Raw genomic sequence first — 22908 nt, 5'->3', positions numbered from 1 at the left:
TGATGATTTAAATGTTTTGTTTTACAGGTTGTCAAGGCTAACTAATACTCCGCGCCATAAATAGCACGGCCATAGAGAATTAGGAGCGTGTCAGATGGCGGAAAGCTTCCACACTACTCATCGTTTCTTTGATAACAAGCACTACCCGCGCGGCTTTTCGCGTCATGGGGACTTTACGATCAAAGAGGCTCAGCTACTTGAGCGTTTTGGGTATGCATTTAATGAATTGGATCTCGGTACTCGCGAGGCGCAGACAGACGAAGAAGCTCTGTTTGTTGCCGTATGCCGCGGTGAGCGTCAGCCTGCGACGGAGGCGGAGAAGGTATGGGCGAAGTATGTCACCCGTATCCGTCGTCCCAAGCGTTTTCATACGCTCTCCGGCGGTAAGCCGCAGATGGAAGGGGCTGAAGACTATACCGAGTCAGATGATTAATAAAAAAGCGGGCAATGTTTGCCCCGCTTTTTATGTCTGTCATCCCAGCCAGAAGCGCCAGCGCGCCTGCAGCCATTTAACCGGCTCGGTGTCCCTAACCCCTTCAGCCACGATCTGCCATGCCTGAGAGACATGAACCGGCGTGGAGGCGTGCTGTACCCGGCACTGTCTGATGCCGCCGAACGTGGGACGTTTAAGCGGGGGATGCGCTGGCTTGACCAACGGTACCGGATCGGGGCGCGCGGCTTCGTTGAGTAAGGCGCTGGGCCTGACCAGGGTGATATCCGACGGCAGGGTGCGCAGCATCTGCTGCAGGACGCGTACCGTGGCCGGATGCGGGTGACCGATGGCGATGGCGGAGCCATTGCGCCGCGCGAGGGTTATCGCGCGATTGAACTGCGTCCGGATGGCGCTCTCGCTCTGAGCGTCATCCAGAAAGACTTTGCGCTTGATAACCTTGATACCTGTCCCCTGGGCGGCATTGCTGACTTGGCTATGGCCAATGGTCATGCTGTCGAGAAAGTAGAGCAAATTGTATTGCTCCAGCGCCCGCATGACTTTTTGCATACCGGTTAGGCTGGAGGTCATGGCGCTGCCCATATGGTTGTTCATGCCGACGGCATAAGGCACGTTACCCACCGCCTGGCGGATAATCCTCTGGATCTCCGCCTCGCTCATGGCGGGCTGTAGGGTATCGCGCTCAAGCGGCTGTTTGCTGAGGGGGGCCATCGGTAGGTGGATCAAGATCTCGCGCCCCTGTGCGTGGGCGCGTAGCGCCATCTCGCGTGCGTGGGGCGCATTGGGCAAGACGGCGATGGTAACGGGTAACGGCATCTCCAGCACCTGGTTTTCTTCGCGGGGGCGATACCCGAAGTCATCGATGACGATGGCGAGCTTTCCGGCCAGCGCCGGCGCAGCCAGTGCGCTGCAAAGCAGCGCCAGTGAACTAAGACGGATCAGTGAGCGCAAGGCTTATTCCTTCTCTCTGTACCAGCGTAATGGCGAAGCGATGAATGCCAGCGTTAGCGCCCCAGCCACGGCCGCGGGTTCACCGCCTGCCCCTGACGACGAATTTCGAAGTACAGGGCCGACTGCCCCTGACCGCCGCTGTCACCGACCAGCGCAATCGGCTGCCCGGCTTTGACCTGCGCGCCGACGTTAACCAAGGCGCTCTGGTTATAGCCATACAGGCTCATGTCGCCCTTGCCGTGTTCAACGACAACCACCAGCCCATACCCCTGGAGCCAGTCGGCCAGCAATACGCGGCCGTCGGCGATGGCGCGGACTTCGCTGCCTTCCGGCGCGGCAATGACCATGCCTTTCCAGCGCAGTTCACCCTGCAACGGCTCACCAAAGCCATGGATAGTGCGTCCCCGTACCGGCCAGATCGCCTGACCAGCCGGGCGTCCCAGGCCGCCTGTTCTGGCCAGCAGCGCCCGCTCGTTTTCGCTGGGTTTATAGGTGGTGCCTTTTTTCTTGGCCTGGGCTTCTTTTGCTTTCATTTCGGCCCGAACGCGGGCGGCTTCACGTGCTTCGCGTTCGGCTCGGGCACGGGCCTCTCGTTCGGCGCGGGCTATCTTGTCGCGCAGGCGAGTTTCATTCTGGCGCAGCTCACCGAGCTGCTGCTGATCTTTGGCCAAAGAGCTCTCCAGCGCCGTCAGCGTTTTTTGGCGGTTGGCGCGCGCCTGTTGCAGCAGCTGCTGAGCCTGTTGCTGAGTAGCCAGAACCTCTTTTTGCTTGGTCTTAGCGCTTTCCAGCTCACGCTTTTGCTGGCTGAGGTCGGTGCGGGTCTCCTGCAGCGCGGCGATATTCTGCTGCCGGGCGATGTTCAGATAGCCGAAATAGGACAGCAACCGCTCACTGCGCTGGCTCTCTTCACCGTTGAGCAGGACCTGCATCCCAGTGTGGCGGCCGAGACGAAACGCCATATCCAGCTGCTGTGCTAATAGCTTACTCTGTCCATTCTCTTTGCTTTGCAGTTTGCGGATAGAGGTGCTGAGCGCGGTGACCTGCTGCTCAAGCTGGGTGAGTTCGGCCTGGGTATCGTGCAGGGCTCTGCCAGCCTGGGCTATTTGTTTTTCTTGGGCTTTGAGCTGATCTTGCAGGGATGCGCGCTGCTGCTGCTGCTGTTTGACGCTCTTCTCTTTTTCAGCAATGTCCTGCTGGATGGACTGTAGCTGCTGTTTGTTGCTGTCTGCGCTGAATGCGGCGCAGGGGAAAAGGCTGATGCCGGCGAACAGTGCGCCGGCACAGAAGATGGGCAGCAGGGGCGAGGCGCCGCGGAACGCGTGCGCCGCTGGAGCGGCGCACGGGGTACTTCCGACGGATGACGCTGAGCCTGCGCTGGGCATGTGAAACAGATCTTTTCCCCTCATGGGGATCGATTATTTCACGATGAACAGCGGCTTGCCAGTCATCTCTTGCGGGACATCCATCCCCATCAGGGTCAGCATGGTCGGGGCGATGTCGGATAGTTTCCCGCCCTCGACAGCGCTAGCCTGCTTGCCGATGTAGATCAGCGGTACCGGCAGGTTGGTGTGCGCCGTATACGGCTGGCCGCTTTCCTGATCGCGCATCAGCTCCGCGTTGCCGTGGTCGGCGGTGATCAGCAGCTGACCGTCGGCTTTCTGCACGGCGTCAACTACCTGGCCAATACAGGCGTCCAGCGCCTCGACGGCTTTGATCGCCGCATCGTAAACGCCGGTGTGGCCAACCATGTCGCCGTTCGGATAGTTACAGATGATAGTGTCATACTTGCCGCTGCTGATGGCGGAGAGCAGCTTTTCGGTCAGCTCGGTTGAACTCATCTCCGGCTGCAGATCGTAGGTCGCCACTTTCGGTGAGTTGATCAGGATGCGATCTTCACCGTTGAATGGATCTTCTACGCCGCCGTTATAGAAGAAGGTGACGTGCGCGTATTTTTCGGTTTCGGAGATGCGCAGCTGGGTTTTATTGTGCTTCATCAGCCACTCACCCAGGGTATTGCTCAGCGAGGCCGGCGGGTAGGCGCATTCGGTCTTGATGTCGGCGGCATACTCGGTCAGCATGACAAAGCTGCCCAGCTTAACGGTTTTGCGGCGGGTGAAGCCGTCGAAGTCAGCGTTCACGAAGGCGCGGGTGATCTGACGTGCGCGGTCGGCGCGGAAGTTCATGAAAATCAGCGCGTCGCCATCCTGCATTGCGGCGTCGGCCTGGCCTGCGGCGCGGATGACGGTCGGCTTAACAAACTCGTCATTTTCACCGCGGGCATAAGCAGCCTGCAGCCCATCGATGGCATTATCGGCGTGGAATTCACCCTTGGCGTCGGTCAACAGATCGTAGGCCAGCTCGACACGATCCCAACGGTTGTCGCGATCCATGGCGTAGTAACGGCCGATCAGCGAGGCGATGCGCCCTTTGCCGAGCTCGGCGAAATGGTCAGTGAATCGTTTCAGTGTTGATTCCGCACTACGCGGCGGGGTGTCGCGACCATCGAGGAAAGCGTGCAGATAGATGGCCTCTGCGCCGCGCTGGGCTGCCAGATCTACCATCGCCAGGATATGGTCTTCGTGGCTGTGTACTCCGCCAGGGGACATCAGGCCCATGATGTGTACTGCCTTACCGGCGGCAACGGCATCATCCACGGCGTGGGTCAGCGCGGCATTGCTGTAGAAGTCGCCCTCTTTGATCTCTTTGTCCAGACGGGTCAGATCCTGGTATACGATGCGCCCGGCGCCCAGGTTGACATGACCGACTTCGGAGTTGCCCATCTGACCATCCGGCAGGCCGACATCCAGACCGGATGCGGAGATCAGCGTATGCGGATATTCAGCCCACAGGCGGTTCATCACCGGACGCTTAGCGTTGAGAATTGCGTTGTCCTGCTGATCTTCACGGTAACCATAGCCGTCAAGGATCACCAGAACCATCGGTTTTTTGGCGTTCGACATTGCAACAACCTCATATGTTGATAAGTTCAAGAATGAATAGCCGTGCACACGCGGTGTGGACTACGCCAGCGCTGTCCAGTCGGCGCGAGCGGCAGGCGCAGTGCGGAAAGAGGCGGGACACAACCCAATATACACGGCTATTCTGTCGTGAATTAGCGTAATTTTACTACAATCCATGGCGGATTGGCTGCAGAAAGATCAAGGGAAGCCCTTTTGTGTCCCGTCCCGACGCGGGTGAGGCGATGGCCCGGGGTAAATTTTCGTGCCAGGCCGCAGTTTCAGCGCCCGGCGCTCGGTAATCGGCTGTATTTGGAGCGAGGCAAAGGTATACTCTGATCCTTTGATTTAGCCCTTAACCGATCGGGAGTAGTAACCCCCCATGCAAATGCAAGAGATTATGCAATTCGTCACTGCCCACCCCGTGCTGAGCGTGGCGTGGATTGTGCTGTTTGTGGCGGTTGTCGTCATGACCCTTAAAAGCCGTTTCTCTAAAGTGAAAGAGGTGAGTCGCGGCCAGGCGACCCATCTGATCAATAAAGAAGACGCCGTTGTCGTCGATACCCGGACGCGTGAAGAGTACCGCAAAGGGCATATCGCCAACGCCGTAAACCTGACGCCGAGCGAGCTGAAGAGCGGTAGCCTTGGTGAGCTAGATAAGCATAAGTCACAGCCGGTGATCGTCGTGTGTGCTAACGGTATGACCTCCCGTCAGTCCGGCGAGCATTTGGTTAACGCCGGGTTTGCGCAGGTATATTCTCTGAAAGACGGTATCGCCGGCTGGCAGGGTGATAATCTGCCCTTAGCCCGCGGTAAATAAGCAGATATTGACTGAGGAGTCATCATGGCCAACGTTGAAATTTATACCAAAGCGACCTGCCCATTTTGCCTGCGCGCCAAGGCGCTGCTGACGGCCAAGGGCGCCGGGTTTGACGAGATCGCTATCGATGCAAACTCGGAAAAGCGCGAGGAGATGATCGCGCGTAGCGGCCGTACTACCGTACCGCAGATTTTTATCGACGGGCGTCATATTGGTGGCTGTGATGACCTGCACGCGCTGGATGCCCGCGGTGAACTTGACCCGCTGCTGTAAACCGGCATTGATGTTTGATAGGGATTACCCCATTACCTAAAGATTAGGAACCAACCATGTCTGAACAAAATAACACTGAAATGTCCTTCCAGATCCAGCGTATCTACACGAAGGATATCTCCTTTGAAGCGCCGAACGCACCGGCCGTTTTCCAGAAAGAGTGGCAGCCGGAGGTGAAACTGGATTTGGATACGGCCTCCAACCAGCTGGCTGATGGGGTGTTTGAAGTGGTTCTGCGCGTGACGGTTACCGCGACCATGGGTGACGAAACGGCGTTTCTGTGTGAAGTCCAGCAGGCGGGTATCTTTACCATCGCCGGCATCGAAGGTACCCAGATGGCTCACTGCCTGGGCGCCTACTGCCCGAATATCCTGTTCCCATACGCCCGCGAATGCATCACTAACCTGGTGGCCCGCGGCACCTTCCCGCAGCTGAACCTGGCACCGGTTAACTTTGACGCGCTGTTCATGAGCTATCTGCAGCAGCAGGCCGGCGAAGAGCCGACTCAGGAAGCGTAATGACAACGCCTGTCGCTTCCATGGCCGTTATCGGTGCCGGTTCTTACGGCACCGCATTGGCCATTACGCTGGCCCGTAACGGGCACCCGGTGGTGCTGTGGGGGCACGATCCAGCGCACATCGCGGCGCTGGAGGCTGCACGCTGCAATCAAGCCTTTTTGCCGGACGTCCGTTTCCCTGACACGCTGTCGCTGGAGACGGATTTGTCCCGTGCGCTGTCAGCCAGCCGCGATGTCCTCGTGGTCGTGCCGAGCCACGTGTTTGGTGACGTATTGCGTCAGTTGCGTCCCCACCTGAGGCCGGATGCGCGACTGGTGTGGGCAACCAAGGGGCTGGAGGCGGAAACCGGGCGTTTATTGCAGGACGTGGCGCGTGAGGCGCTGGGGCCGGATATTCCGCTGGCGGTGATCTCCGGGCCGACCTTTGCCAAAGAGCTGGCGGCGGGGTTGCCGACGGCGATCGCCGTGGCCTCTCAGGACGCGGCGTTTGCCGAGGCGCTACAGCAGCTGCTGCACTGCGGCAAGAGCTTCCGCGTCTATCGTAACCCGGACTTCATCGGCGTACAGCTGGGCGGTGCGGTCAAAAACGTTATCGCTATCGGTGCCGGTATGTCGGATGGCATCGGCTTTGGCGCCAATGCCCGTACGGCCCTGATCACCCGCGGTCTTGCTGAAATGAGTCGGTTAGGGGTTGCTCTTGGCGCCGATCCGGCGACCTTTATGGGGATGGCCGGCCTGGGTGATCTGGTGTTGACCTGTACCGACAATCAGTCGCGCAACCGCCGCTTTGGCATCATGCTGGGGCAGGGGATGGGCGTCGATGAGGCCCAGACGCAGATAGGTCAGGTAGTCGAGGGTTACCGCAACACCAAAGAAGTGATGTCGCTGGCGCAGCGCTATGGCGTGGAGATGCCGATCACCGAGCAGATCTATCAGGTGTTGTATCGCCATAAGGATGTTCGTGAGGCGGCGCTCTCGTTGCTGGGGCGCGCCAGCCGGGATGAAAATGCCCGGTGATACGTTGGCGGGTATCTGCCGGGCCGGCGGATACCCGCTCTTTCCTCTCAGGGTGTGAGTCTCTCGGGATAATCATCACTCTCCCCTTGACCGGGCGCCACCGCGTCTGATTAATTACATCATTTATCGTCAGATTTTCTCCATTCTCTCTTTACCCCGGCTGGGTGACTCTCCCGGCAGCGTCGCTATTTCGGCGGCGACAGGCCTGTGCGTCTGACGTGACGGAGGGAGCGCAGAGGATCTGTTATTCGCATCGGCCGCCGCCTACTACGAGGATGGGAGCAATATCATGTCGACAGAAGAATTGGAAATCATCTGGCAAAATATTAAAACAGAGGCTCGGGGACTGGCGGAGTGCGAGCCGATGCTGGCCAGTTTTTTCCATGCCACCTTGCTGAAGCATGAAAACCTGTCCGGTGCCTTGAGCTATATTTTGGCTAATAAATTAGCTGATCCGATTATGCCGGCTATCGCGATCCGTGAAGTGGCCGAAGAGGCCTATCGCGCCGATCCCAGCATGGTGGAGTATGCCGCGCGCGATATCCTGGCGGTTCGCCAGCGCGATCCGGCGGTAGATAAGTATTCGACGCCGCTGCTGTACCTCAAAGGGTTTCATGCGCTGCAGGCCTATCGTATTGGACACTGGCTATGGCGCCAGGAGCGGCGAGCTCTGGCTATTTATCTGCAGAATCAGATCTCGGTGGCCTTTGGCGTCGATATTCATCCGGCAGCGCGCATTGGCTGCGGGATCATGCTCGATCATGCCACCGGGATTGTTATCGGTGAAACGGCGGTCGTGGAGAATGATGTCTCGATCCTGCAGTCAGTGACGCTGGGCGGTACCGGGAAAGAGTGCGGCGATCGTCATCCTAAGATCCGTGAAGGGGTGATGATCGGTGCGGGTGCTAAAATTCTGGGTAATATCGAGGTGGGACGCGGTGCCAAGATCGGCGCAGGGTCCGTGGTGCTGCACCCGGTACCCGACCATACGACGGTGGCGGGCGTTCCGGCGCGGATCGTCGGCCGTCCGGAGAGCGATAAGCCATCCATGGACATGGATCAGCGCTTTAACGGCAGCAGCCATGACTTTGCGGACGGCAGCGGTATTTAACCGAGGTCGATTGTACCGTGAGAGGGACGTCTATGACGTCCCTCGCGCGTTATTGACGCCGCAGGGCGCCGGGATAGCCCAGCTGGCGCCACGCCTCATACACGACGACGGAAACCGCGTTAGACAGGTTCATGCTGCGGCTACTGGCCAGCATGGGGATGCGGATTTTCTGCGCTGCCGGCAGGCTGTCTAGGATCGTGGCCGGCAGGCCGCGGGTCTCCGGGCCAAAGAGCAGGTAGTCGCCGTCGCGATAGGTCACCTCGCTGTGGGCCGGGGTTCCCTTGGTCGTTAGAGCGAACAGCCGCGTCGGTTTTTCACCGCCGAGGAAGGCCGAATAGTTATGGTGACGGCGAATGCTGGCGAACTCATGGTAGTCCAGCCCGGCGCGGCGCAGGCGCTTATCGTCCCAGGTAAAGCCCAGGGGCTCTATCAGGTGCAGGTGAAAGCCGGTATTGGCACACAGTCGGATGATGTTACCGGTGTTGGGTGGAATTTCAGGTTCGAAGAGTACGATATTCAGCATTTGCGCCCCCAGATGTCAGGGGGCGCAGTATAGCGCAGCGCGTCAGGCTTTGCCCGCGCTGCTGCGCGTGGAGAGCGGTAGCCACAGCGTCAGGCGCAGACCGCCCAGCGGGCTGTCCTCGGCCCGCACCCAGCCATGGTGCTGTTCAACCACCGTAGAGACGATCGCTAGCCCCAGCCCGGTGCCGCCGGACTCGCGATCGCGCGCCTCATCGGTACGATAGAACGGGCGGAAGATCTGCTCACGATCCTGGGGAGCGACGCCCGGACCGTCATCGTCTACGTGGATGGTGATCCCGAGTCCATCACAGCTGAAGTGGATCGCGATATGGTGGTTGGAGTAGCGCAGGGCGTTGCGTACGATATTTTCGAACGCGCTGTCCAGCGCCGAGTGGCTGCCGAATAGCGGCCATGGGCCGGGAGGGGCGGTGACCTCCAGCTTTTTGCCGCGCTGTTCGGCTTCGAAGCTGGCGTTATCCAATACGTCAGACCACAGCTCATCCGCTCGCAGGGGCTCCCGCTCCAGCTCGGTTTTGTGCTGGTTGCGCGACAGCGCCAGCAGATCGTTGATCATGCTGTCCAGGCGCAGAGCCTCGGTTTCAATACGCGCCAGCTCGCTGTACTCGCCGTGGCGCCGGCGCATCAGGGCCGTGGCCAGCTGTAGCCGGGTCAACGGTGTACGCAGCTCGTGAGAGATATCGGAGATCAGACGCTGCTGCGCCTTCACCATCCCCTCAAGGGCGCTGACCATCTGGTTGAAGCTGACCCCGGTGGCCAAAAACTCCTGTGGCCCGGACTCCAGCTCAGGGTGCTGACGCAGGCTCCCGCTGGCGACCTCATCCGCCGCCATTTTCAGCTTACGCGCCGGGCTGGCCAGACTCCACGCCAGCCACAGCAGCAGCGGTGAGCTGATCAGCATGGTGACGAGCAACAGCAGCAGCGGACGATCGAACAGCAGGTTTACAAAGTCGGACTGCGGGCTGTTAGCGGGACGGATCAGATACAGCTGGTAGTTGTCCTCGCCGTCGCGGATCGGAAAGGGGCCCAGGATCTCCAGGCGCCCATATTTTTTCTTCTTGGGGTGATCGGCATTGTCGGACTGGCCGATAAAGTTACGCACGATCTGCATCTCGTTGCGCTGGGCCCCGATCACCCGTCCTTCACTGGTCACCAGCAGCAGGCGCTGCCCCGGCGGAGACCATTTATCGATGGCGCGGAACAGGCGCCGCCACCACAGCAGATCGTTTGGGGGGTCGACGGCCAGCTCGGCTTCTACGTGCTGCTCCAGCATGACGCCCTGGCGTCGCTCACTGTCCAGAAGACTGGTTATCTGGCGTGAGTCGAGCTTGGGCAGCATCAGTACCACCATCAGTACCAGCGCCAGCGTCAGCCAAAAAATGGCAAAAATACGCGCCGTCAGGCTATTGATCATGAAACGGATACCATCAGATAGCCGCGCCCGCGCAGCGTTTTAAACCACGGCTGGCCATCCTGGCGCTCCGGCAGTTTGCGGCGGAGGTTAGAGATATGCATGTCGATGGCGCGATCGAAGGGGGTCAGACGTTTACCCAAGACCTCCTGGCTAAGATGTTCGCGCGATACAACCTGCCCCAGATGCTGTGCCAGCAGGTACAGCAGAGTAAATTCGGTGCCGGTGAGTTCCAGGGGCTGGCCGTCAAAGCTGGCCTCTTGGCGGCCGGGATTCAGCTGCAGGCGATCGACCTGTAGGATCGGCGCACCGCTATCGCTGTTTTGCTGTTGTTCATTCCAGTTAGAGCGGCGCAGGATAGCCCGAATACGGGCAACCAGTTCGCGGTCATTAAAGGGTTTCGGCAGGTAGTCGTCTGCGCCCAACTCCAGCCCCAGCACCCTGTCGAGCTCGCTGCCGCGGGCGGTGAGCATAATAACCGGCGTCTGGTGGTGTTGACGCAGCTCTTTGAGGGTATCGATACCGTTTTTCTTCGGCATCATGACATCCAGCAGCAGCAGATCGATGCTGGCGTCCAGCATCGCCAATGCCTGCTCACCATCGTGAGCGACGATGACTTCAAATCCTTCAAGATCAAGAAGCTCTTGCAGAAGCGACGTCAGTTCGCGATCGTCATCAACCAGTAATATCTTATTCATTGGGTGTTACCTCCTGACGCAAAATACGATATCAAATGCCGCTAATCCATGACTTTACTTAGTTTTACATCCCCTGACGCATGTTTTCAGCTGTATGGGTAGACTACATACATCGATTCAATGAGCGGGCCGGTACTTAGGAGTGAGAGATGCATAAAACTGCAACCCTGACCATGGCCGTCCTGTTTATGATGACCTCCGTCGCTGTATACGCCGATGAAGGTGAACCGGTATGTCGCTGGCATCAGGGTAACGATATGATGCAACAGAGTATGGATCATAACTACATGTTTGATGGTGTGAACCTTACTGAACGACAGCGTCAGCAGATGCGGGATTTAATGCAGACGACGCGTCACGGTTTTTCGAGCATAAAGCTGCATGATATCGAAGCCATGCATCGCCTGGTGACGACAGAAAATTTTGATGAGGCCGCGGTGAAAGCCCTGGCTGAGAAGATGGCGCAGGAGAGCGTGATCCGCCAGGTCGAAATGGCCCGGATACGCAATATGATGTTTAACCTCCTCACGCCGGATCAGAAGTCCCAGTTAAACGCACGCTATCAGCAGAAAATTGCCGGTTGGCAGCAGCAGATAGCGTACATGCAGAATACTTCTGCCCAGAAGTAGTGTACGACCGAGTAGCACCCTGTTTTTCCTTGCCATAGACACCATCCCTGTCTTCCCCGCCATGATGGCGGGGCTTTTTTTTGTCTGTAATTCGCTATACTGGGCGGCTGATTAAACAACCTTTGGGTGAACTATGCATCAGCAATATGCTCGATTGGTGAAGGTGGCCGCGCTTAGCGCGACGGCGACAGCCACTATCTTGCTGATTTTGAAAATTTTAGCCTGGTGGCATACCGGGTCGGTCAGCCTGCTGGCGTCGCTGGTGGACTCGCTGGTCGATATCGCGGCCTCGTTGACCAATCTGCTGGTGATCCGCTACGCCCTGCAGCCGGCGGATAAGGATCATACCTTTGGCCACGGCAAGGCCGAGTCGCTGGCCGCGCTGGCACAGAGTATGTTCATCTGTGGTTCCGCGCTGTTCCTGTTCCTGACCGGTTTCCAGCACCTGCTCAAGCCGGAGCCGATGAACGATCCCGGCGCCGGGATTTGGGTTACGGCGTTTGCGCTGGTGTGTCCCCTGGCGCTGGTGACCTTTCAACGCTGGGTGGTACGTAGGACCCAGAGTCAAGCGGTGCGCGCCGACATGCTGCATTACCAGTCCGACGTGTTGATGAACGGGGCCATTCTGGTCTCTCTGGGATTGAGCTGGTACGGTGTGGCCAGGGCTGACGCGCTGTTCGCGCTGGGGATCGGGGTCTATATCCTCTACAGCGCCCTGCGTATGGGGTACGATGCGGTGCAGTCCCTGCTCGATCGGGCTCTGAGCCCCGAGGAGCGGCATCTGATCGTCCGTATTGTCCGCGAGCACCGCGGCGTCCTGGGCGTACACGATCTGCGTACCCGCCAGTCCGGCCCAACCCGTTTTATTCAGTTACATCTAGAGATGGACGATACGCTGCCGTTGGTAGATGCTCATGCTATCGCCGACGGCGTTGAGCACGATCTCCTGCAGCACTTCCCCGCCGCGGATGTGATTATTCATCAGGATCCTACCTCGGTGGTTCCCGCTGAACAAAAAGGGCTGTGGGAGAGCTAAAAAAATACCAGTTTGTGAGCCGGGTTACAGCGCGGCTATTTTTTTCGCGCAGTAAAATATTTACCATGTAGTGGGCTGACCTGAATCAATTCAGCTTGATTACTTTGCTATAATATTACACAGTAATTAAATTGAGTGTTCATTTTCTGTACCAGCAGGCGGAGTCCACGGCCAGCGGTGCTGGCGATGGGCAAGCGTGGGGTGTCGCGTAGGCCGTCGCCATTCCCGACGGCCGGGGCCAGGGTTGTACGCGCCAAGCCATTCCTAAGAAATAGTATCCACAAGCTCAGAGGTAGTCATGATCAAAAAAATCGGTGTTTTGACCAGTGGCGGTGATGCGCCGGGCATGAACGCGGCCATCCGCGGCGTCGTGCGTGCGGCCTTATCCAAAGGGTTAGACGTTTACGGCATCCATGATGGCTACCTCGGTCTGTATGAAGGACGCATTGAACAACTGGATCGCTATAGCGTTTCCGACGTGATCAACCGCGGCGGCACTTTCCTTGGCTCAGCCCGCTTCCCGGAGTTTCGCGACGAGAAAGTGCGTGAAAAGGCCGTAGAGAATATGCGTGAGTTTGGCTTGGATGCGCTGGTGGTGATCGGCGGCGACGGTTCTTATCTGGGGGCTAAGCGCCTGACCGAGATGGGATTCCCCTGTATTGGCCTGCCGGGAACTATCGATAACGATGTGGCCGGCACCGATTACACCATCGGGTATTTTACGGCGCTGGAAACTGTTGTGGAGGCCATTGACCGTCTGCGCGATACCTCCTCTTCACACCAGCGTATCTCCATCGTCGAGGTGATGGGGCGCTACTGTGGCGACCTGACGCTGGCGGCGGCGATCGCCGGCGGCTGCGAATATATCGTGCTGCCGGAGGTGGAATTCAAGCGCGAAGAGCTGGTCGAAGAGATTCAGGCCGGCATCACTAAAGGCAAGAAGCACGCTATCGTTGCCATCACCGAGCATATCTGTGATGTGGATGAGCTGGCCAAGTTTATCGAACAGGAGACCGGCCGCGAAACTCGCTCGACCGTACTGGGACATATCCAGCGCGGCGGTGCGCCGGTGGCCTATGACCGTATCCTTGCGTCCCGCATGGGAGCCTACTCCATTGAGCTGCTGCTGCAGGGATACGGCGGCCGCTGCGTGGGGATCCAGAACGAAAAGCTGGTGCATCACGACATCATCGATGCGGTTGAAAATATGAAGCGTCCGTTTAAGGGCGATTGGCTGGATACTGCCAAGATACTGTTCTAACGGCGCTTGTAGCGCCTCTGCCTCACAGGGCCCCGCGTGCGGGGCTTTTTTATGAACGGTGCGCGGACGCTGCCAAAAAAAACGGCTCCCATCGGGAGCCGTTGCATTCGGCGCTGACAGAGCGGCGCTTTAGGCTTTAGCGGCGGCGGCAGCGCGCACGATGGTGGCGAACGCGTCGGCCTTCAGTGAGGCCCCGCCGACCAGCGCACCGTCGATATCCGGCTGCTTGAACAGATCGGCCGCATTGGCTGCGTTGACAGAGCCGCCGTACTGGATGATGACGTCCTGTGCGGCTTCAGCGTCGTGCTTGGCAACGTGATCGCGGATAAATTTGTGTACCGCCTGAGCCTGTTCCGGCGTGGCAGATTTGCCGGTGCCGATGGCCCATACCGGTTCATAGGCGATAACGGTGCCTTTAAACACCTGGGCACCCATGGTTTTCAGTACGGCATCCAGCTGGCGGGCGCAGACCTCTTCCGTTTTTCCGGCTTCGTTTTCGGCTTCCGTCTCACCGATGCACAGTACCGGGATCAGACCGGCTTCTTTCAGCGCGGCAAATTTTTCTGCGATGAACGCGTCGCCTTCTTTGTGGTAGGTACGGCGCTCTGAGTGACCAATGATGATGTATTTGGCACCGATGTCTTTCAGCATCGCTGCGGAGATTTCTCCGGTGAATGCGCCGGAGGCATTGATACCGACGTCCTGGGCACCGAGGGCGATACGGCTACCGGCCAGTTCGTGGGCGGCCATATCCAGATAGACTGCCGGCGGGGCGATGGCGACATCGCAGTTTGCAACGTCGCTCAGTTCACCGCGCAGGGCGGCAACCAGTTCATGAACCATGTGGCGGCTACCGTTCAGTTTCCAGTTACCCATAACTAATGGTTGACGCATTTTCTTTCCTCCAATTGGGAAACACATAATCGAAATCAACTCGCCTTGTCGGCATATTCGGTCTGACAGTATAAAAATCTTGGGCGTCAGACACTTTGTTTTCCATCATCAAATGGCTAGGGACCTCAGGATCCAGCATCCTCTGATAGTGAAAGCTTAATCGGTTCAACAGCGAAAGTAATGCCTTTTTCACCGCTATCAGATACCACATAGCGTAAAGAACCATCCTGCTGGCTGTAATAGGGCTGGCTGCGGCCGCGGCTCAGGAGCTCTGCGGCTTTCTCTAGGCTCTGCTGCGGGGAGAGGGTCGGGGAGAAGCTTTGCATCAGGGCGGCCATGTAGCGGATAGCCAGCTGGCGATCGGGCGTTTCAGCGCCGTTGCGGGCGCCCCGTTTCCCTTTGCCCCGCTCCCCGTCCTCGCGGGGGAGATAAGTTATCTGCAGACTCTTGATTTTGCCGGTACCTTTCTCCAGAACAACTGAGGAGTAAACGGCGGCATTGATGCGCGTCGCGGCCCGGGTCAGCGGCAGATTTTCATCTCTGACGCTGATGGCGCGGTACTCTTCCAGCGGCAGCGATGGAAAAGCCTGATTATAGTGAGCGCGGAAGTTGACCAAGGTGAGATCGAACGTCGGTGCGCCGGGGCGCAGATAGGGTGCGGGCTGAGGCGCCTCTCCGGTGGTCTGCGGCGGTGCGGCATAGACGGCCGGCTGATAGGCCAGCAAGAACAGGGATAATAGCGTGATCCGTGACATGATTCTGATCCGGTATACAGCGGGATGGCGATCCGAAAGATGATTAAAGCGTTTTCTGACGCCGGTTGTCAAAAAGGTGCGTAAAAATTCCGCGATGCGGCGCCGGGATCGGGTACACTGCGCCGCTCTGTTGACTGAACCGAACGACAAAAGGATGAGTGATGGGCCTACAACAGTGGTGTTTTTCTCTGCGCGGCCGCCTGGGCCGTCAGGCATTCTGGATTTGGATGGGCGTCTGGGCGCTGCTGCTGCTGGCGCTGTTCTCTCTGGCCGGTGCGGCGCTGATCCCGTTACAGGCCGCGGCGTTTCTATTGGTTCTCTCGCTGTGGCCCACGGCTGCGGTATGGGTCAAGCGTCTGCACGATCGCAATAAGTCGGGGTGGTGGGCGCTGCTGGCGGTGGTGGCGTGGATACTGGCCGCCGGGAACTGGGAGATCCTGGGCGGGCTGTGGACATGGGCGCTGGGGCGATTTTTGCCGCTGCTGATCTACGTCATGCTGCTGCTGGACTGCGGTGTCTTCGTTGGTTCGGCGGGCGATAACCGCTATGGACCTCCGCCGCCGGCGCTGAACTGGCGCCGCATCGGAGCGTAAGCCGGAGGGACGACGCCGGAAAGTCCCGGCGTCAGACGTATCACCAGTAGTGTTCGCTGGTGATCTGGCCCGGTTTGCGGCGCAGATGCTTGCGCATCGCGCGGGTCTCTTTCAGCAGCTGCTGCGTATCTCGTACCATCTGAGGGTTCCCACACAGCATGACGTGGCTCTCCTCTGCGCTGATCGGCAGGCCAACGGCAGCCTCCAGCGCGCCGCTGGCGATCAGATCGGGGATACGCCCCTGCAGGGCGCCGGGCGCCGCCTCGCGGCTGACGACGGCCTGGATGCACAGCTTACCGCCGTAGCGCTGCGCCAGATGCTGCATCTGCGGCAGGTAGCTGAGATCGGCGGCGTGGCGGACGGCGTGTACCAGCACCAGATGGTCAAAGCGGGTCAGGTCGTAGCCCTCTTCCAGCATGGACAGATAGGGCCCGAGCGCGGTGCCGGTGGCCAGCATCCACAGCGTCCCGCAGTCCGGAACCTCATCCAGCACAAAAAAGCCGTTGGCTTCATCGCTGACCAGCAGGGTATCGCCCGGCTGTAGCGCCGCCAGGCGCGGGCTGAGCAGTCCGTCCGGTACCGTGACCAGATAAAACTCTAGCGTGTCGCTGCTTGGCGGATTGACGAAGGAGTAGGCGCGCTGAACGCGTTCGCCGCCGATATCCATCCCCAGCTTGCCAAATTGCCCGGCCTGAAACGGCTTGATGGGCGCCTGCAACTGAATACTGAACAGTTTATCGGTCCAGTGCTGAACCTGTGTGATGGTGCCCGTTACCCATTCGGCCATACGTGAATCACTCCCGGGATGTTATGCGGTAGGCGCAGCGGCGTGAGTCACTGATGATGTGCTCCACGCGCTCAACGTGATACTTCGAGCCCAGCAGGCGGTTGAGCAGCCGCAGCTCGGAGTGACACAGCTTACCGCAGGTATTGGCGGCGACGCCAATCGGACAGTGGTTTTCAATCAGTACCACCGCATTATTTTCGAATTCGACCTCTGCCATATAGCCATCGTCCTGGCGCAGGCGCGCCAGTGCCAGAAAGCGAGCCTCACCTTCAGGATGTTGCGCCAGCTCGCTGACGTAGCGGGCATACAGGGCATCCTCGCGGATCTCGATCAGCTGCTCAACGCCCTGGCTGCCGAACAGCTTTTGCGTCCCTTCCAGCAGCGTGCGCGACAGATCGCGGTGGCGATCGGGGAATTGGGCATGGCCTTTATTGGTCAGCGACCAGAAGCGAGTGGGGCGCCCCACCTTGGTGCGGGACTCTTCGTAGCACACCAGCTCGCGCTGCTCAAGCTGCTGTAAATGTTGACGCACGCCCATAGTGGTAATGGCAATGCGTTCGGCCAGCATTTTTGCCGACTGTGGTCCTAGGCTTTTTAGCTGAAGCAGAATCAATTCAGGTGTCTTCATGGCACAGATCCTTGTGGTAAGCGAGACATTAATGAACGATTCAGTTTAATAACTTATAAAACATCGTTAAATGATAAATGCTCTTTATTTTAAATTGGTCGCAGAATAGCTGCCGAGTTGTCACATTTACTTTACGCCTGCGGCGATAACATCTGACAACAAAAATCAGGGTAAAGAGCGAGTGGTTGAATATTTTTTAGCTTTATCTGTTAGATTATGCGCCCGAATATGGTCATTGATTCTACATGTATGGCCAAGTAATGGTTTATAATTCTGGTTAATAATGCGTTGGTAAACGTAACATAATGAGAAAGCTAGAAAATTTTCACCTGTTGGTCATGTTGATCCTGTTGGTTGCCGTCGGTCAGATGGCACAGACGATTTATGTTCCCTCAATCCCGGATATGGGACGCGATCTGGGCGTGCGCAGCGGCGCGATACAAAGCGTGATGGCGGCATATTTGCTGACCTATGGTGCCTCGCAGCTGATCTATGGTCCGCTCTCCGATCGCATCGGCCGTCGGCCGGTGATCCTGGCCGGGATGGGCATTTTTATGCTGGGCGCGCTGCTGGCGCTGCTGGCGCCCAGTCTGCACCTGCTGGTGATAGCGGCGGCGCTACAGGGGATGGGTACCGGCGTCGCCGGGGTGATGGCCCGCACCATGCCGCGCGATCTGTACAACGGTACCGCGTTGCGTTACGCCAATAGCCTGCTGAACATGGGGATTCTGGTCAGCCCGCTGCTGGCGCCGGTGATCGGTGGCCTGCTGGACGCCTTTATCAGCTGGCGCGCCTGCTATGCGTTCCTGCTGCTGCTGTGCGCCGGGGTGGCCTATAGCATGTTCCGCTGGCTGCCGGAGACCCGACCGGCCGCGGCGGGTCACAGCAACCTGTTCAGCAGCTACCGTCAGCTGCTGGGGTGCGGCAGCTTCGTCTGCTATCTGGTGATGCTGATCGGAGGACTGGCGGGGGTCGCGGTGTTTGAGGCCTGCTCCGGCGTTCTGCTGGGCGGCGTGCTGCACTTAAGCGGTACTGTGGTCAGTATTCTGTTTATTCTGCCGATCCCGGCGGCGTTCTTTGGCGCGTGGTACGCTGGGCGTCCGGGTAAACCCTTCGCTACCCTGATGTGGCATGCGGTGCTGAGCTGCCTGTTGGCTGGGGTGCTGATGTGGATGCCGAGCTGGTTTGGCATCATCAATATCTGGACGCTGATCGTACCGGCGGCGCTGTTCTTTTTTGGCGCCGGCATGTTGTTTCCGCTGGCGACGACCGGTGCCATGGAGCCGTTTCCGCTGTTGGCCGGGGCCGCCGGCGCGCTGGTGGGGGGACTGCAGAACGTCGGATCTGGCGCGATGGCCTGGTTTTCCGCCCTGCTACCGCAGAACGGGCAGTTTAGCCTGGGGATGCTGATGAGTGCGATGGCAGTAATGATTTTGCTGTGCTGGCTGCCGATTGCGCACAAGGTGCGTCAGCAGGGACAGATCATGTAATACGCAGGATGTCGGACTGATACACAGCGGCGTACCGAAGGGCACGCCGTTTTACGTTGGCCGCCCGCGCCGTTACAGAATGATATCGCGGATCTGGGCGTCTTTACGCTCCAGATAGTGGGTCGACCGGATGCGGCGAATGGTGCGGGACTTACCGCGGATCAGCAGGGTTTCGGTGGTGGCGACGTTACCCTTACGATAGATGCCCTCCAGCAGGTCACCCTTGGTGATCCCGGTAGCGGAGAAGATCACGTTATCGTTGCGCGCCATATCGCCGAGGGTCAGCACCTCACCGGCGCAGATCCCCATCTGCTCACAGCGCTGTAGCTCCTGTTCGCCCAGGCGGCGGTTTTCCGGCGTATCGCCTTTCACCTGGTGGCGGGCCAGCAGGCGGCCCTGCATGTCGCCGTCCAGCGCGCGGATCACCGCGGCGGAGACAACCCCCTCAGGCGCGCCGCCGATGCCATACATGACATCCACTTCGCTTTCCGGCATGCAGGTCAGGATCGAGGCCGCGACGTCGCCGTCGGGAATGGCAAAAACGCGTACGCCCAACGCCTGCATCGCGGCGATGTTAGCGTCATGACGCGGCTTGGCCAGGGTGATCACCGTCAGATGGGACAGCGGCTTGCCCAGGCGGTCGGCAATGTTGCGCAGGTTGGTCTCCAGCGGCAGATTGAGATCGACGCAGCCTTTGGCCTGAGGGCCGACGACCAGCTTCTCCATATACATATCCGGCGCATGCAGGAAGGTGCCTTTATCGCCGACGGCCATCACCGCCAGCGCGTTGGCCTGCCCCATGGCGGTCATGCGGGTTCCCTCAATCGGGTCGACGGCGATGTCGACCTGATCGCCCTGGCCGCTGCCGACGCGCTCACCGATGTACAGCATCGGCGCCTCGTCGATCTCCCCTTCGCCGATGACGATCTCCCCGTCGATATCGACCTGATTGAGCATGATGCGCATGGCGTTGACCGCGGCGCCGTCCGCCGCATTTTTGTCGCCGCGCCCTAACCACTTATATCCGGCCAGTGCCGCGGCTTCGGTGACGCGGGAGAACTCGATGGCTAATTCACGTTTCATGATGGTCCTGCAGTGATGAGATAAATAAGCAATAAGATGACGGGGGGCGATTCTAGCACAGGCGCAGTGAAACGTTTGCGTTGGAAAAACGCCGTAACCTTGACCAAAAATAAAAAAGGGGGCGATTCATTCGCCCCCGCCGTCGGCCTATCACCGGTGATCAGTCGTGATCTTCCCAGGCCTGCGCGCGCGCCACCGCTTTCTTCCAGCCGCTGTAGCGATAGTTGCGCTCGACGGTTTCAATGCCGGGGCGGAACTCACGCTCAATGCTGGCCTTGCTGCTCAGCTCCTCCAGATCGCTCCAGTAGCCGACGGCCAGGCCGGCCAGGTAGGCCGCGCCGAGCGCCGTGACCTCCAGCACCGCCGGGCGTTCAACCCGAGTCCCGAGGATATCTGACTGGAACTGCATCAGGAAGTTGTTGGCCACCGCGCCGCCGTCGACGCGCAGGGACTGCAGGCGGGTATTGGCGTCGGCCTGCATGGCATCCAGCACATCGCGGGTTTGGTAGGCGATGGACTCCAGGGTGGCGCGGATGATGTGGTTATTGTTGACACCGCGGGTCAGGCCAAAGATGGCACCGCGGGCATAAGGGTCCCAGTAAGGGGCACCCAGGCCGGTAAAGGCCGGCACCACGTAGACGCCGTTGCTGTCTTTTACCTTGGTGGCAAAGTACTCGGAGTCTGCCGCGTCGTTGATGAGCTTCAGCTCGTCGCGCAGCCACTGAATCGAGGCGCCGCCGATGAATACCGCCCCCTCCAGCGCGTAGTTCACCTCGCCGCGCGGGCCGCAGGCGATGGTGGTCAGCAGGCCGTGCTGTGACGGTACCGCCTCTTTGCCGGTGTTCATCAGCAGGAAGCAGCCGGTGCCGTAGGTGTTCTTTGCCATCCCCGGCTGCACACACAGCTGGCCAAACAGCGCCGCCTGCTGGTCACCGGCGATACCGGCGATAGGGATACGGGTTCCGCCCTTGCCGCCGATGTTGGTTTTTCCATAGATTTCGGAGGAGGCGCGCACCTGCGGCAGCATCGCGCGCGGGATATCCAGGACCTCCAGCATGCGCTCATCCCAGTCTAGCGTGTGGATGTTGAACAGCATGGTGCGGGAGGCGTTGGTGTAGTCGGTGACGTGTACCCGCCCTTGGGTCATCTTCCATACCAGCCAGGTATCGACGGTGCCGAACAGCAGCTCACCGCGCTGGGCGCGTTCACGGGCGCCTTCGACATGGTCGAGGATCCACTTCACCTTAGTGCCGGAGAAGTAGGGGTCGACCACCAGGCCGGTGTTGTGGCGGATGTACTCCTCCAGTCCGTCGCGCTTGAGCTTTTCACAGATATCGGCGGTACGGCGGCACTGCCAGACGATGGCGTTGTAGATCGGTTTACCGGTCTCTTTTTCCCAGACGATGGTGGTTTCACGCTGGTTGGTGATGCCGATGGCGGCAATCTGATCGGATTCGATATCGGCTTTGGCCATCGCCTCCGTAAGGGTAGAGCTCTGGGTCGCCCAGATCTCCATCGGGTCGTGCTCCACCCAGCCGGCCTTGGGGTAAATCTGTTCGAACTCGCGCTGGGAGGCGCTGATGATATTGGCATCGTGGTCGAGGATCACGGCGCGGGAGCTGGTGGTGCCCTGGTCAAGAGCGACAATATATTTTTGTTCGGTTGTCATGATCGTTGTCCTGGTTGGGTATTCGGTGTACGGAGTTCGCTCAAATGCCGGGGAGTATCCTCCCCGGAAACCTTATCAAGCTTTGGATTTCTCGCTGCTCTTTTTCTCGTCTTCTGCAATACAGACATCGCAGGGTAGGTGACGGCCAATCAGCGCGCGGTAGCCAAAGGCCCCCAGGCAGGCCCCGATAATCGGGCCGGCGATGGGAACCAGGAAGTAAGGAATGCTGCGCCCGCCGGTGAAGGCGATCTCGCCCCAGCCGGCCATCCAGGCGAAGGCTTTCGGGCCGAAGTCACGGGCCGGGTTAAGGGCAAAGCCGGTCAGGGGCCCCATGGCCGCGCCGATGACGGCGATCAGGACACCGATCAGCAGCGGTGCCAGCGGCCCGCGCGGGATGCCGTTACCGTCGTCGGTCAGCGCCAGAATCAGGCACATCAGAATGGCGGTGATGACGGTTTCAACCAGCAGCGCCTGCCATACGGTGATGTGCGGATTCGGGTAGGTGGAGAAGATCCCCGCCAGGGTCAGGCTCTCTTCGCTGCCGCGTACCATATGATGGGTTTGCTCATAGTCGATGAACAGATTGTGGTACATAGCATAGACCAGCGCGGCGGCACAGAATGCGCCGGCGATCTGGGCGATGATGTAGGGGAGCACTTTGCGGCGCTCAAAGCAGGCGAACAGCCACAGGGCGATGGTGACCGCTGGGTTGAGGTGGGCGCCGGAGATGGCGGCCGTCAGGTAGATGGCCAACGCGACCCCCAAGCCCCAAATGACGCTGATTTCCCATAGGCTCAGCGTGGCTCCGGCCAGCTTCAGGGCGGCCACGCAGCCACAGCCGAAGAAGATCAGCAGGGCGGTGCCCAGGAATTCGGCGATACACTGTCCTTTTAATGTCGTACTCGCGGTCTGGCTCATAAAAGAAATCCTGCGACGAAGAGGTGGAAGATAAATGCCCGGCGCTGAAGGGAACAGGTTACGGGTGCGATGTGAATTTATCGTTAACGAGCGAAAACGAGAAATAGCGAAATTTAAATGTGTGTGTGTCGTCAAAAAAATGGTTGATATCGCTTATTTTGTGCGATTTATGCCTGAAAAGTTTTGTGATCTGTCTACTGACTTGGATCACTCTGGTAGAGCATTGTTCTTTTTATGTTTGATTGTAACTTTTTTTTAAACTGACTTTTTCAGCGTAAAGCGCACGAGATTGTGCCTGAATGTGTTACAGACTGGGACGCGGCCTAGACAGTGAGAGGTGGGCTACATACAATCGAGGTAATCTAGGCTGTGACCCGTGACGCCGGGTGAATAGCGTGGCAAGGGGTCAAAGGGCGCCG

General features: G+C 58.9%; 24 protein-coding genes. 11 read left to right on the top strand and 13 right to left on the bottom strand.

Translation table 11 applies throughout. The features are described from left to right. The first annotated feature begins 94 nt into the window (after positions 1-94). The gene (locus ETEE_RS07465) at positions 95-433 is read left to right on the top strand and encodes a MaoP family protein (protein WP_012850258.1); all 339 of its coding nucleotides are present in this window, start codon (positions 95-97) and stop codon (positions 431-433) included. A gap of 39 nt (positions 434-472) precedes the next feature. On the opposite strand, the gene ETEE_RS07460 is transcribed toward ETEE_RS07465, so the two are convergent. Genes ETEE_RS07460 through gpmM form a run of 3 tightly spaced genes read right to left on the bottom strand, consistent with a single transcriptional unit; the run spans position 473 to position 4362 of the window. Then, positions 473-1402 (bottom strand): divergent polysaccharide deacetylase family protein, encoded by a 930-nt coding sequence (locus tag ETEE_RS07460; RefSeq protein ID WP_034164075.1) that lies wholly within the window; start codon positions 1400-1402, stop codon positions 473-475. Between the two features lie 53 nt (positions 1403-1455). Beyond that, positions 1456-2808: a murein hydrolase activator EnvC gene (gene envC / locus ETEE_RS07455; protein WP_034164074.1), complete on the bottom strand. Its 1353-nt coding sequence runs from the start codon at positions 2806-2808 to the stop codon at positions 1456-1458. A gap of 9 nt (positions 2809-2817) precedes the next feature. Beyond that, a complete protein-coding gene (gpmM, locus tag ETEE_RS07450; protein ID WP_034164073.1) occupies positions 2818-4362 on the bottom strand; it encodes a 2,3-bisphosphoglycerate-independent phosphoglycerate mutase in 1545 nt (514 codons plus the stop codon). Between the two features lie 385 nt (positions 4363-4747). Here gpmM and ETEE_RS07445 point away from each other — a divergent pair, with 385 nt between their 5' ends. The 5 genes from ETEE_RS07445 (at position 4748) to cysE (ending at position 8097) form a co-directional block, all read left to right on the top strand. Continuing rightward, positions 4748-5179: a rhodanese-like domain-containing protein gene (locus tag ETEE_RS07445; RefSeq protein WP_015462555.1), complete on the top strand. Its 432-nt coding sequence runs from the start codon at positions 4748-4750 to the stop codon at positions 5177-5179. Positions 5180-5203: 24 nt separating this feature from the next. Further along, on the top strand, positions 5204-5452 hold the full coding sequence (gene grxC / locus ETEE_RS07440) for a glutaredoxin 3 (protein ID WP_034164071.1): 249 nt from the start codon (positions 5204-5206) through the stop codon (positions 5450-5452). 56 nt (positions 5453-5508) lie between these two features. Further along, the gene (gene secB / locus ETEE_RS07435; protein ID WP_034164070.1) at positions 5509-5970 is read left to right on the top strand and encodes a protein-export chaperone SecB; all 462 of its coding nucleotides are present in this window, start codon (positions 5509-5511) and stop codon (positions 5968-5970) included. Next, a complete protein-coding gene (gpsA, locus tag ETEE_RS07430) occupies positions 5970-6986 on the top strand; it encodes an NAD(P)H-dependent glycerol-3-phosphate dehydrogenase (protein WP_034164069.1) in 1017 nt (338 codons plus the stop codon). The genes secB and gpsA overlap by 1 nt, the downstream gene beginning before the upstream one ends. A gap of 289 nt (positions 6987-7275) precedes the next feature. After that, positions 7276-8097 (top strand): serine O-acetyltransferase, encoded by an 822-nt coding sequence (gene cysE, locus ETEE_RS07425; RefSeq protein ID WP_034164067.1) that lies wholly within the window; start codon positions 7276-7278, stop codon positions 8095-8097. A 49-nt stretch (positions 8098-8146) separates the two neighbouring features. Here the strand turns inward: cysE and trmL are convergent, their stop codons facing one another. The 3 genes from trmL to cpxR are packed head-to-tail and all read right to left on the bottom strand — an operon-like array spanning position 8147 to position 10746. Then, positions 8147-8620 carry a tRNA (uridine(34)/cytosine(34)/5-carboxymethylaminomethyluridine(34)-2'-O)-methyltransferase TrmL gene (gene trmL, locus ETEE_RS07420; protein WP_034164066.1) on the bottom strand — a complete coding sequence of 158 codons (474 nt, stop codon included), beginning with the start codon at positions 8618-8620 and terminating at the stop codon, positions 8147-8149. 42 nt (positions 8621-8662) lie between these two features. Beyond that, complete coding sequence (gene cpxA, locus ETEE_RS07415) at positions 8663-10051, bottom strand: envelope stress sensor histidine kinase CpxA (RefSeq protein ID WP_034164065.1); 1389 nt, start codon at positions 10049-10051, stop codon at positions 8663-8665. Next, on the bottom strand, positions 10048-10746 hold the full coding sequence (gene cpxR / locus ETEE_RS07410) for an envelope stress response regulator transcription factor CpxR (protein WP_012850247.1): 699 nt from the start codon (positions 10744-10746) through the stop codon (positions 10048-10050). Before cpxR ends, cpxA begins: the two co-directional genes overlap by 4 nt. A 149-nt stretch (positions 10747-10895) precedes the next feature. Here cpxR and cpxP point away from each other — a divergent pair, with 149 nt between their 5' ends. The 3 genes from cpxP (at position 10896) to pfkA (ending at position 13672) form a co-directional block, all read left to right on the top strand. Beyond that, positions 10896-11375: a cell-envelope stress modulator CpxP gene (gene cpxP / locus ETEE_RS07405; protein WP_034164064.1), complete on the top strand. Its 480-nt coding sequence runs from the start codon at positions 10896-10898 to the stop codon at positions 11373-11375. A 133-nt stretch (positions 11376-11508) separates the two neighbouring features. Then, on the top strand, positions 11509-12411 hold the full coding sequence (fieF, locus tag ETEE_RS07400) for a CDF family cation-efflux transporter FieF (protein ID WP_034164063.1): 903 nt from the start codon (positions 11509-11511) through the stop codon (positions 12409-12411). Positions 12412-12709: 298 nt separating this feature from the next. After that, positions 12710-13672 carry a 6-phosphofructokinase gene (gene pfkA / locus ETEE_RS07395; protein WP_034164062.1) on the top strand — a complete coding sequence of 321 codons (963 nt, stop codon included), beginning with the start codon at positions 12710-12712 and terminating at the stop codon, positions 13670-13672. Between the two features lie 129 nt (positions 13673-13801). Here pfkA and tpiA read toward each other — a convergent pair whose 3' ends face one another. Further along, positions 13802-14566, bottom strand: coding sequence for a triose-phosphate isomerase (gene tpiA / locus ETEE_RS07390; protein WP_034164061.1), 765 nt, complete (start codon positions 14564-14566; stop codon positions 13802-13804). Between the two features lie 125 nt (positions 14567-14691). After that, positions 14692-15321, bottom strand: a complete 630-nt coding sequence (locus tag ETEE_RS07385) for a DUF1454 family protein (protein WP_034164060.1) — start codon at positions 15319-15321, stop codon at positions 14692-14694. A 161-nt stretch (positions 15322-15482) separates the two neighbouring features. Between ETEE_RS07385 and ETEE_RS07380 the strand changes: the two genes are divergently transcribed. Then, a complete protein-coding gene (locus tag ETEE_RS07380; RefSeq protein WP_034164059.1) occupies positions 15483-15914 on the top strand; it encodes a DUF805 domain-containing protein in 432 nt (143 codons plus the stop codon). A 40-nt stretch (positions 15915-15954) separates the two neighbouring features. Here the strand turns inward: ETEE_RS07380 and fpr are convergent, their stop codons facing one another. Together fpr and ETEE_RS07370 are read right to left on the bottom strand one after the other, a co-directional pair. After that, on the bottom strand, positions 15955-16701 hold the full coding sequence (gene fpr / locus ETEE_RS07375; RefSeq protein WP_034164057.1) for a ferredoxin--NADP(+) reductase: 747 nt from the start codon (positions 16699-16701) through the stop codon (positions 15955-15957). Positions 16702-16708: 7 nt separating this feature from the next. After that, positions 16709-17329 carry a helix-turn-helix transcriptional regulator gene (locus ETEE_RS07370; RefSeq protein ID WP_034164055.1) on the bottom strand — a complete coding sequence of 207 codons (621 nt, stop codon included), beginning with the start codon at positions 17327-17329 and terminating at the stop codon, positions 16709-16711. Between the two features lie 305 nt (positions 17330-17634). Between ETEE_RS07370 and emrD the strand changes: the two genes are divergently transcribed. Next, positions 17635-18819 carry a multidrug efflux MFS transporter EmrD gene (gene emrD / locus ETEE_RS07365; protein ID WP_034164053.1) on the top strand — a complete coding sequence of 395 codons (1185 nt, stop codon included), beginning with the start codon at positions 17635-17637 and terminating at the stop codon, positions 18817-18819. A 72-nt stretch (positions 18820-18891) separates the two neighbouring features. On the opposite strand, the gene glpX is transcribed toward emrD, so the two are convergent. From glpX to ETEE_RS07350, 3 genes are all read right to left on the bottom strand, one after another. Further along, positions 18892-19902: a class II fructose-bisphosphatase gene (gene glpX, locus ETEE_RS07360; RefSeq protein ID WP_034164052.1), complete on the bottom strand. Its 1011-nt coding sequence runs from the start codon at positions 19900-19902 to the stop codon at positions 18892-18894. Positions 19903-20062: 160 nt separating this feature from the next. Further along, positions 20063-21571 (bottom strand): glycerol kinase GlpK, encoded by a 1509-nt coding sequence (glpK, locus tag ETEE_RS07355; RefSeq protein ID WP_034164051.1) that lies wholly within the window; start codon positions 21569-21571, stop codon positions 20063-20065. 75 nt (positions 21572-21646) lie between these two features. Continuing rightward, entirely contained in the window at positions 21647-22489 is an 843-nt protein-coding gene (locus tag ETEE_RS07350) for an MIP/aquaporin family protein (RefSeq protein WP_034164049.1), read from the bottom strand. Positions 22490-22908: the final 419 nt, after the last annotated feature.

Source organism: Edwardsiella anguillarum ET080813, assembly GCF_000264765.2.
Classification (GTDB): Bacteria; Pseudomonadota; Gammaproteobacteria; order Enterobacterales; family Enterobacteriaceae; genus Edwardsiella; species Edwardsiella anguillarum.
This window is presented reverse-complemented; position numbering and strand designations above follow the sequence as displayed.

Bases quoted from the DNA above. Each gene is read 5' to 3' on its own strand.
- ETEE_RS07465 (WP_012850258.1), top strand. From the start codon at position 95: ATGGCGGAAAGCTTCCACACTACTCATCGTTTCTTTGATAACAAGCAC.
- envC (WP_034164074.1), bottom strand. From the start codon at position 2,808: ATGAGGGGAAAAGATCTGTTTCACATGCCCAGCGCAGGCTCAGCGTCA.
- gpmM (WP_034164073.1), bottom strand. From the start codon at position 4,362: ATGTCGAACGCCAAAAAACCGATGGTTCTGGTGATCCTTGACGGCTAT.
- ETEE_RS07445 (WP_015462555.1), top strand. From the start codon at position 4,748: ATGCAAGAGATTATGCAATTCGTCACTGCCCACCCCGTGCTGAGCGTG.
- grxC (WP_034164071.1), top strand. From the start codon at position 5,204: ATGGCCAACGTTGAAATTTATACCAAAGCGACCTGCCCATTTTGCCTG.
- secB (WP_034164070.1), top strand. From the start codon at position 5,509: ATGTCTGAACAAAATAACACTGAAATGTCCTTCCAGATCCAGCGTATC.
- gpsA (WP_034164069.1), top strand. From the start codon at position 5,970: ATGACAACGCCTGTCGCTTCCATGGCCGTTATCGGTGCCGGTTCTTAC.
- cysE (WP_034164067.1), top strand. From the start codon at position 7,276: ATGTCGACAGAAGAATTGGAAATCATCTGGCAAAATATTAAAACAGAG.
- trmL (WP_034164066.1), bottom strand. From the start codon at position 8,620: ATGCTGAATATCGTACTCTTCGAACCTGAAATTCCACCCAACACCGGT.
- cpxA (WP_034164065.1), bottom strand. From the start codon at position 10,051: ATGATCAATAGCCTGACGGCGCGTATTTTTGCCATTTTTTGGCTGACG.
- cpxR (WP_012850247.1), bottom strand. From the start codon at position 10,746: ATGAATAAGATATTACTGGTTGATGACGATCGCGAACTGACGTCGCTT.
- cpxP (WP_034164064.1), top strand. From the start codon at position 10,896: ATGCATAAAACTGCAACCCTGACCATGGCCGTCCTGTTTATGATGACC.
- fieF (WP_034164063.1), top strand. From the start codon at position 11,509: ATGCATCAGCAATATGCTCGATTGGTGAAGGTGGCCGCGCTTAGCGCG.
- pfkA (WP_034164062.1), top strand. From the start codon at position 12,710: ATGATCAAAAAAATCGGTGTTTTGACCAGTGGCGGTGATGCGCCGGGC.
- tpiA (WP_034164061.1), bottom strand. From the start codon at position 14,566: ATGCGTCAACCATTAGTTATGGGTAACTGGAAACTGAACGGTAGCCGC.
- ETEE_RS07385 (WP_034164060.1), bottom strand. From the start codon at position 15,321: ATGTCACGGATCACGCTATTATCCCTGTTCTTGCTGGCCTATCAGCCG.
- ETEE_RS07380 (WP_034164059.1), top strand. From the start codon at position 15,483: ATGGGCCTACAACAGTGGTGTTTTTCTCTGCGCGGCCGCCTGGGCCGT.
- fpr (WP_034164057.1), bottom strand. From the start codon at position 16,701: ATGGCCGAATGGGTAACGGGCACCATCACACAGGTTCAGCACTGGACC.
- ETEE_RS07370 (WP_034164055.1), bottom strand. From the start codon at position 17,329: ATGAAGACACCTGAATTGATTCTGCTTCAGCTAAAAAGCCTAGGACCA.
- emrD (WP_034164053.1), top strand. From the start codon at position 17,635: ATGAGAAAGCTAGAAAATTTTCACCTGTTGGTCATGTTGATCCTGTTG.
- glpX (WP_034164052.1), bottom strand. From the start codon at position 19,902: ATGAAACGTGAATTAGCCATCGAGTTCTCCCGCGTCACCGAAGCCGCG.
- glpK (WP_034164051.1), bottom strand. From the start codon at position 21,571: ATGACAACCGAACAAAAATATATTGTCGCTCTTGACCAGGGCACCACC.
- ETEE_RS07350 (WP_034164049.1), bottom strand. From the start codon at position 22,489: ATGAGCCAGACCGCGAGTACGACATTAAAAGGACAGTGTATCGCCGAA.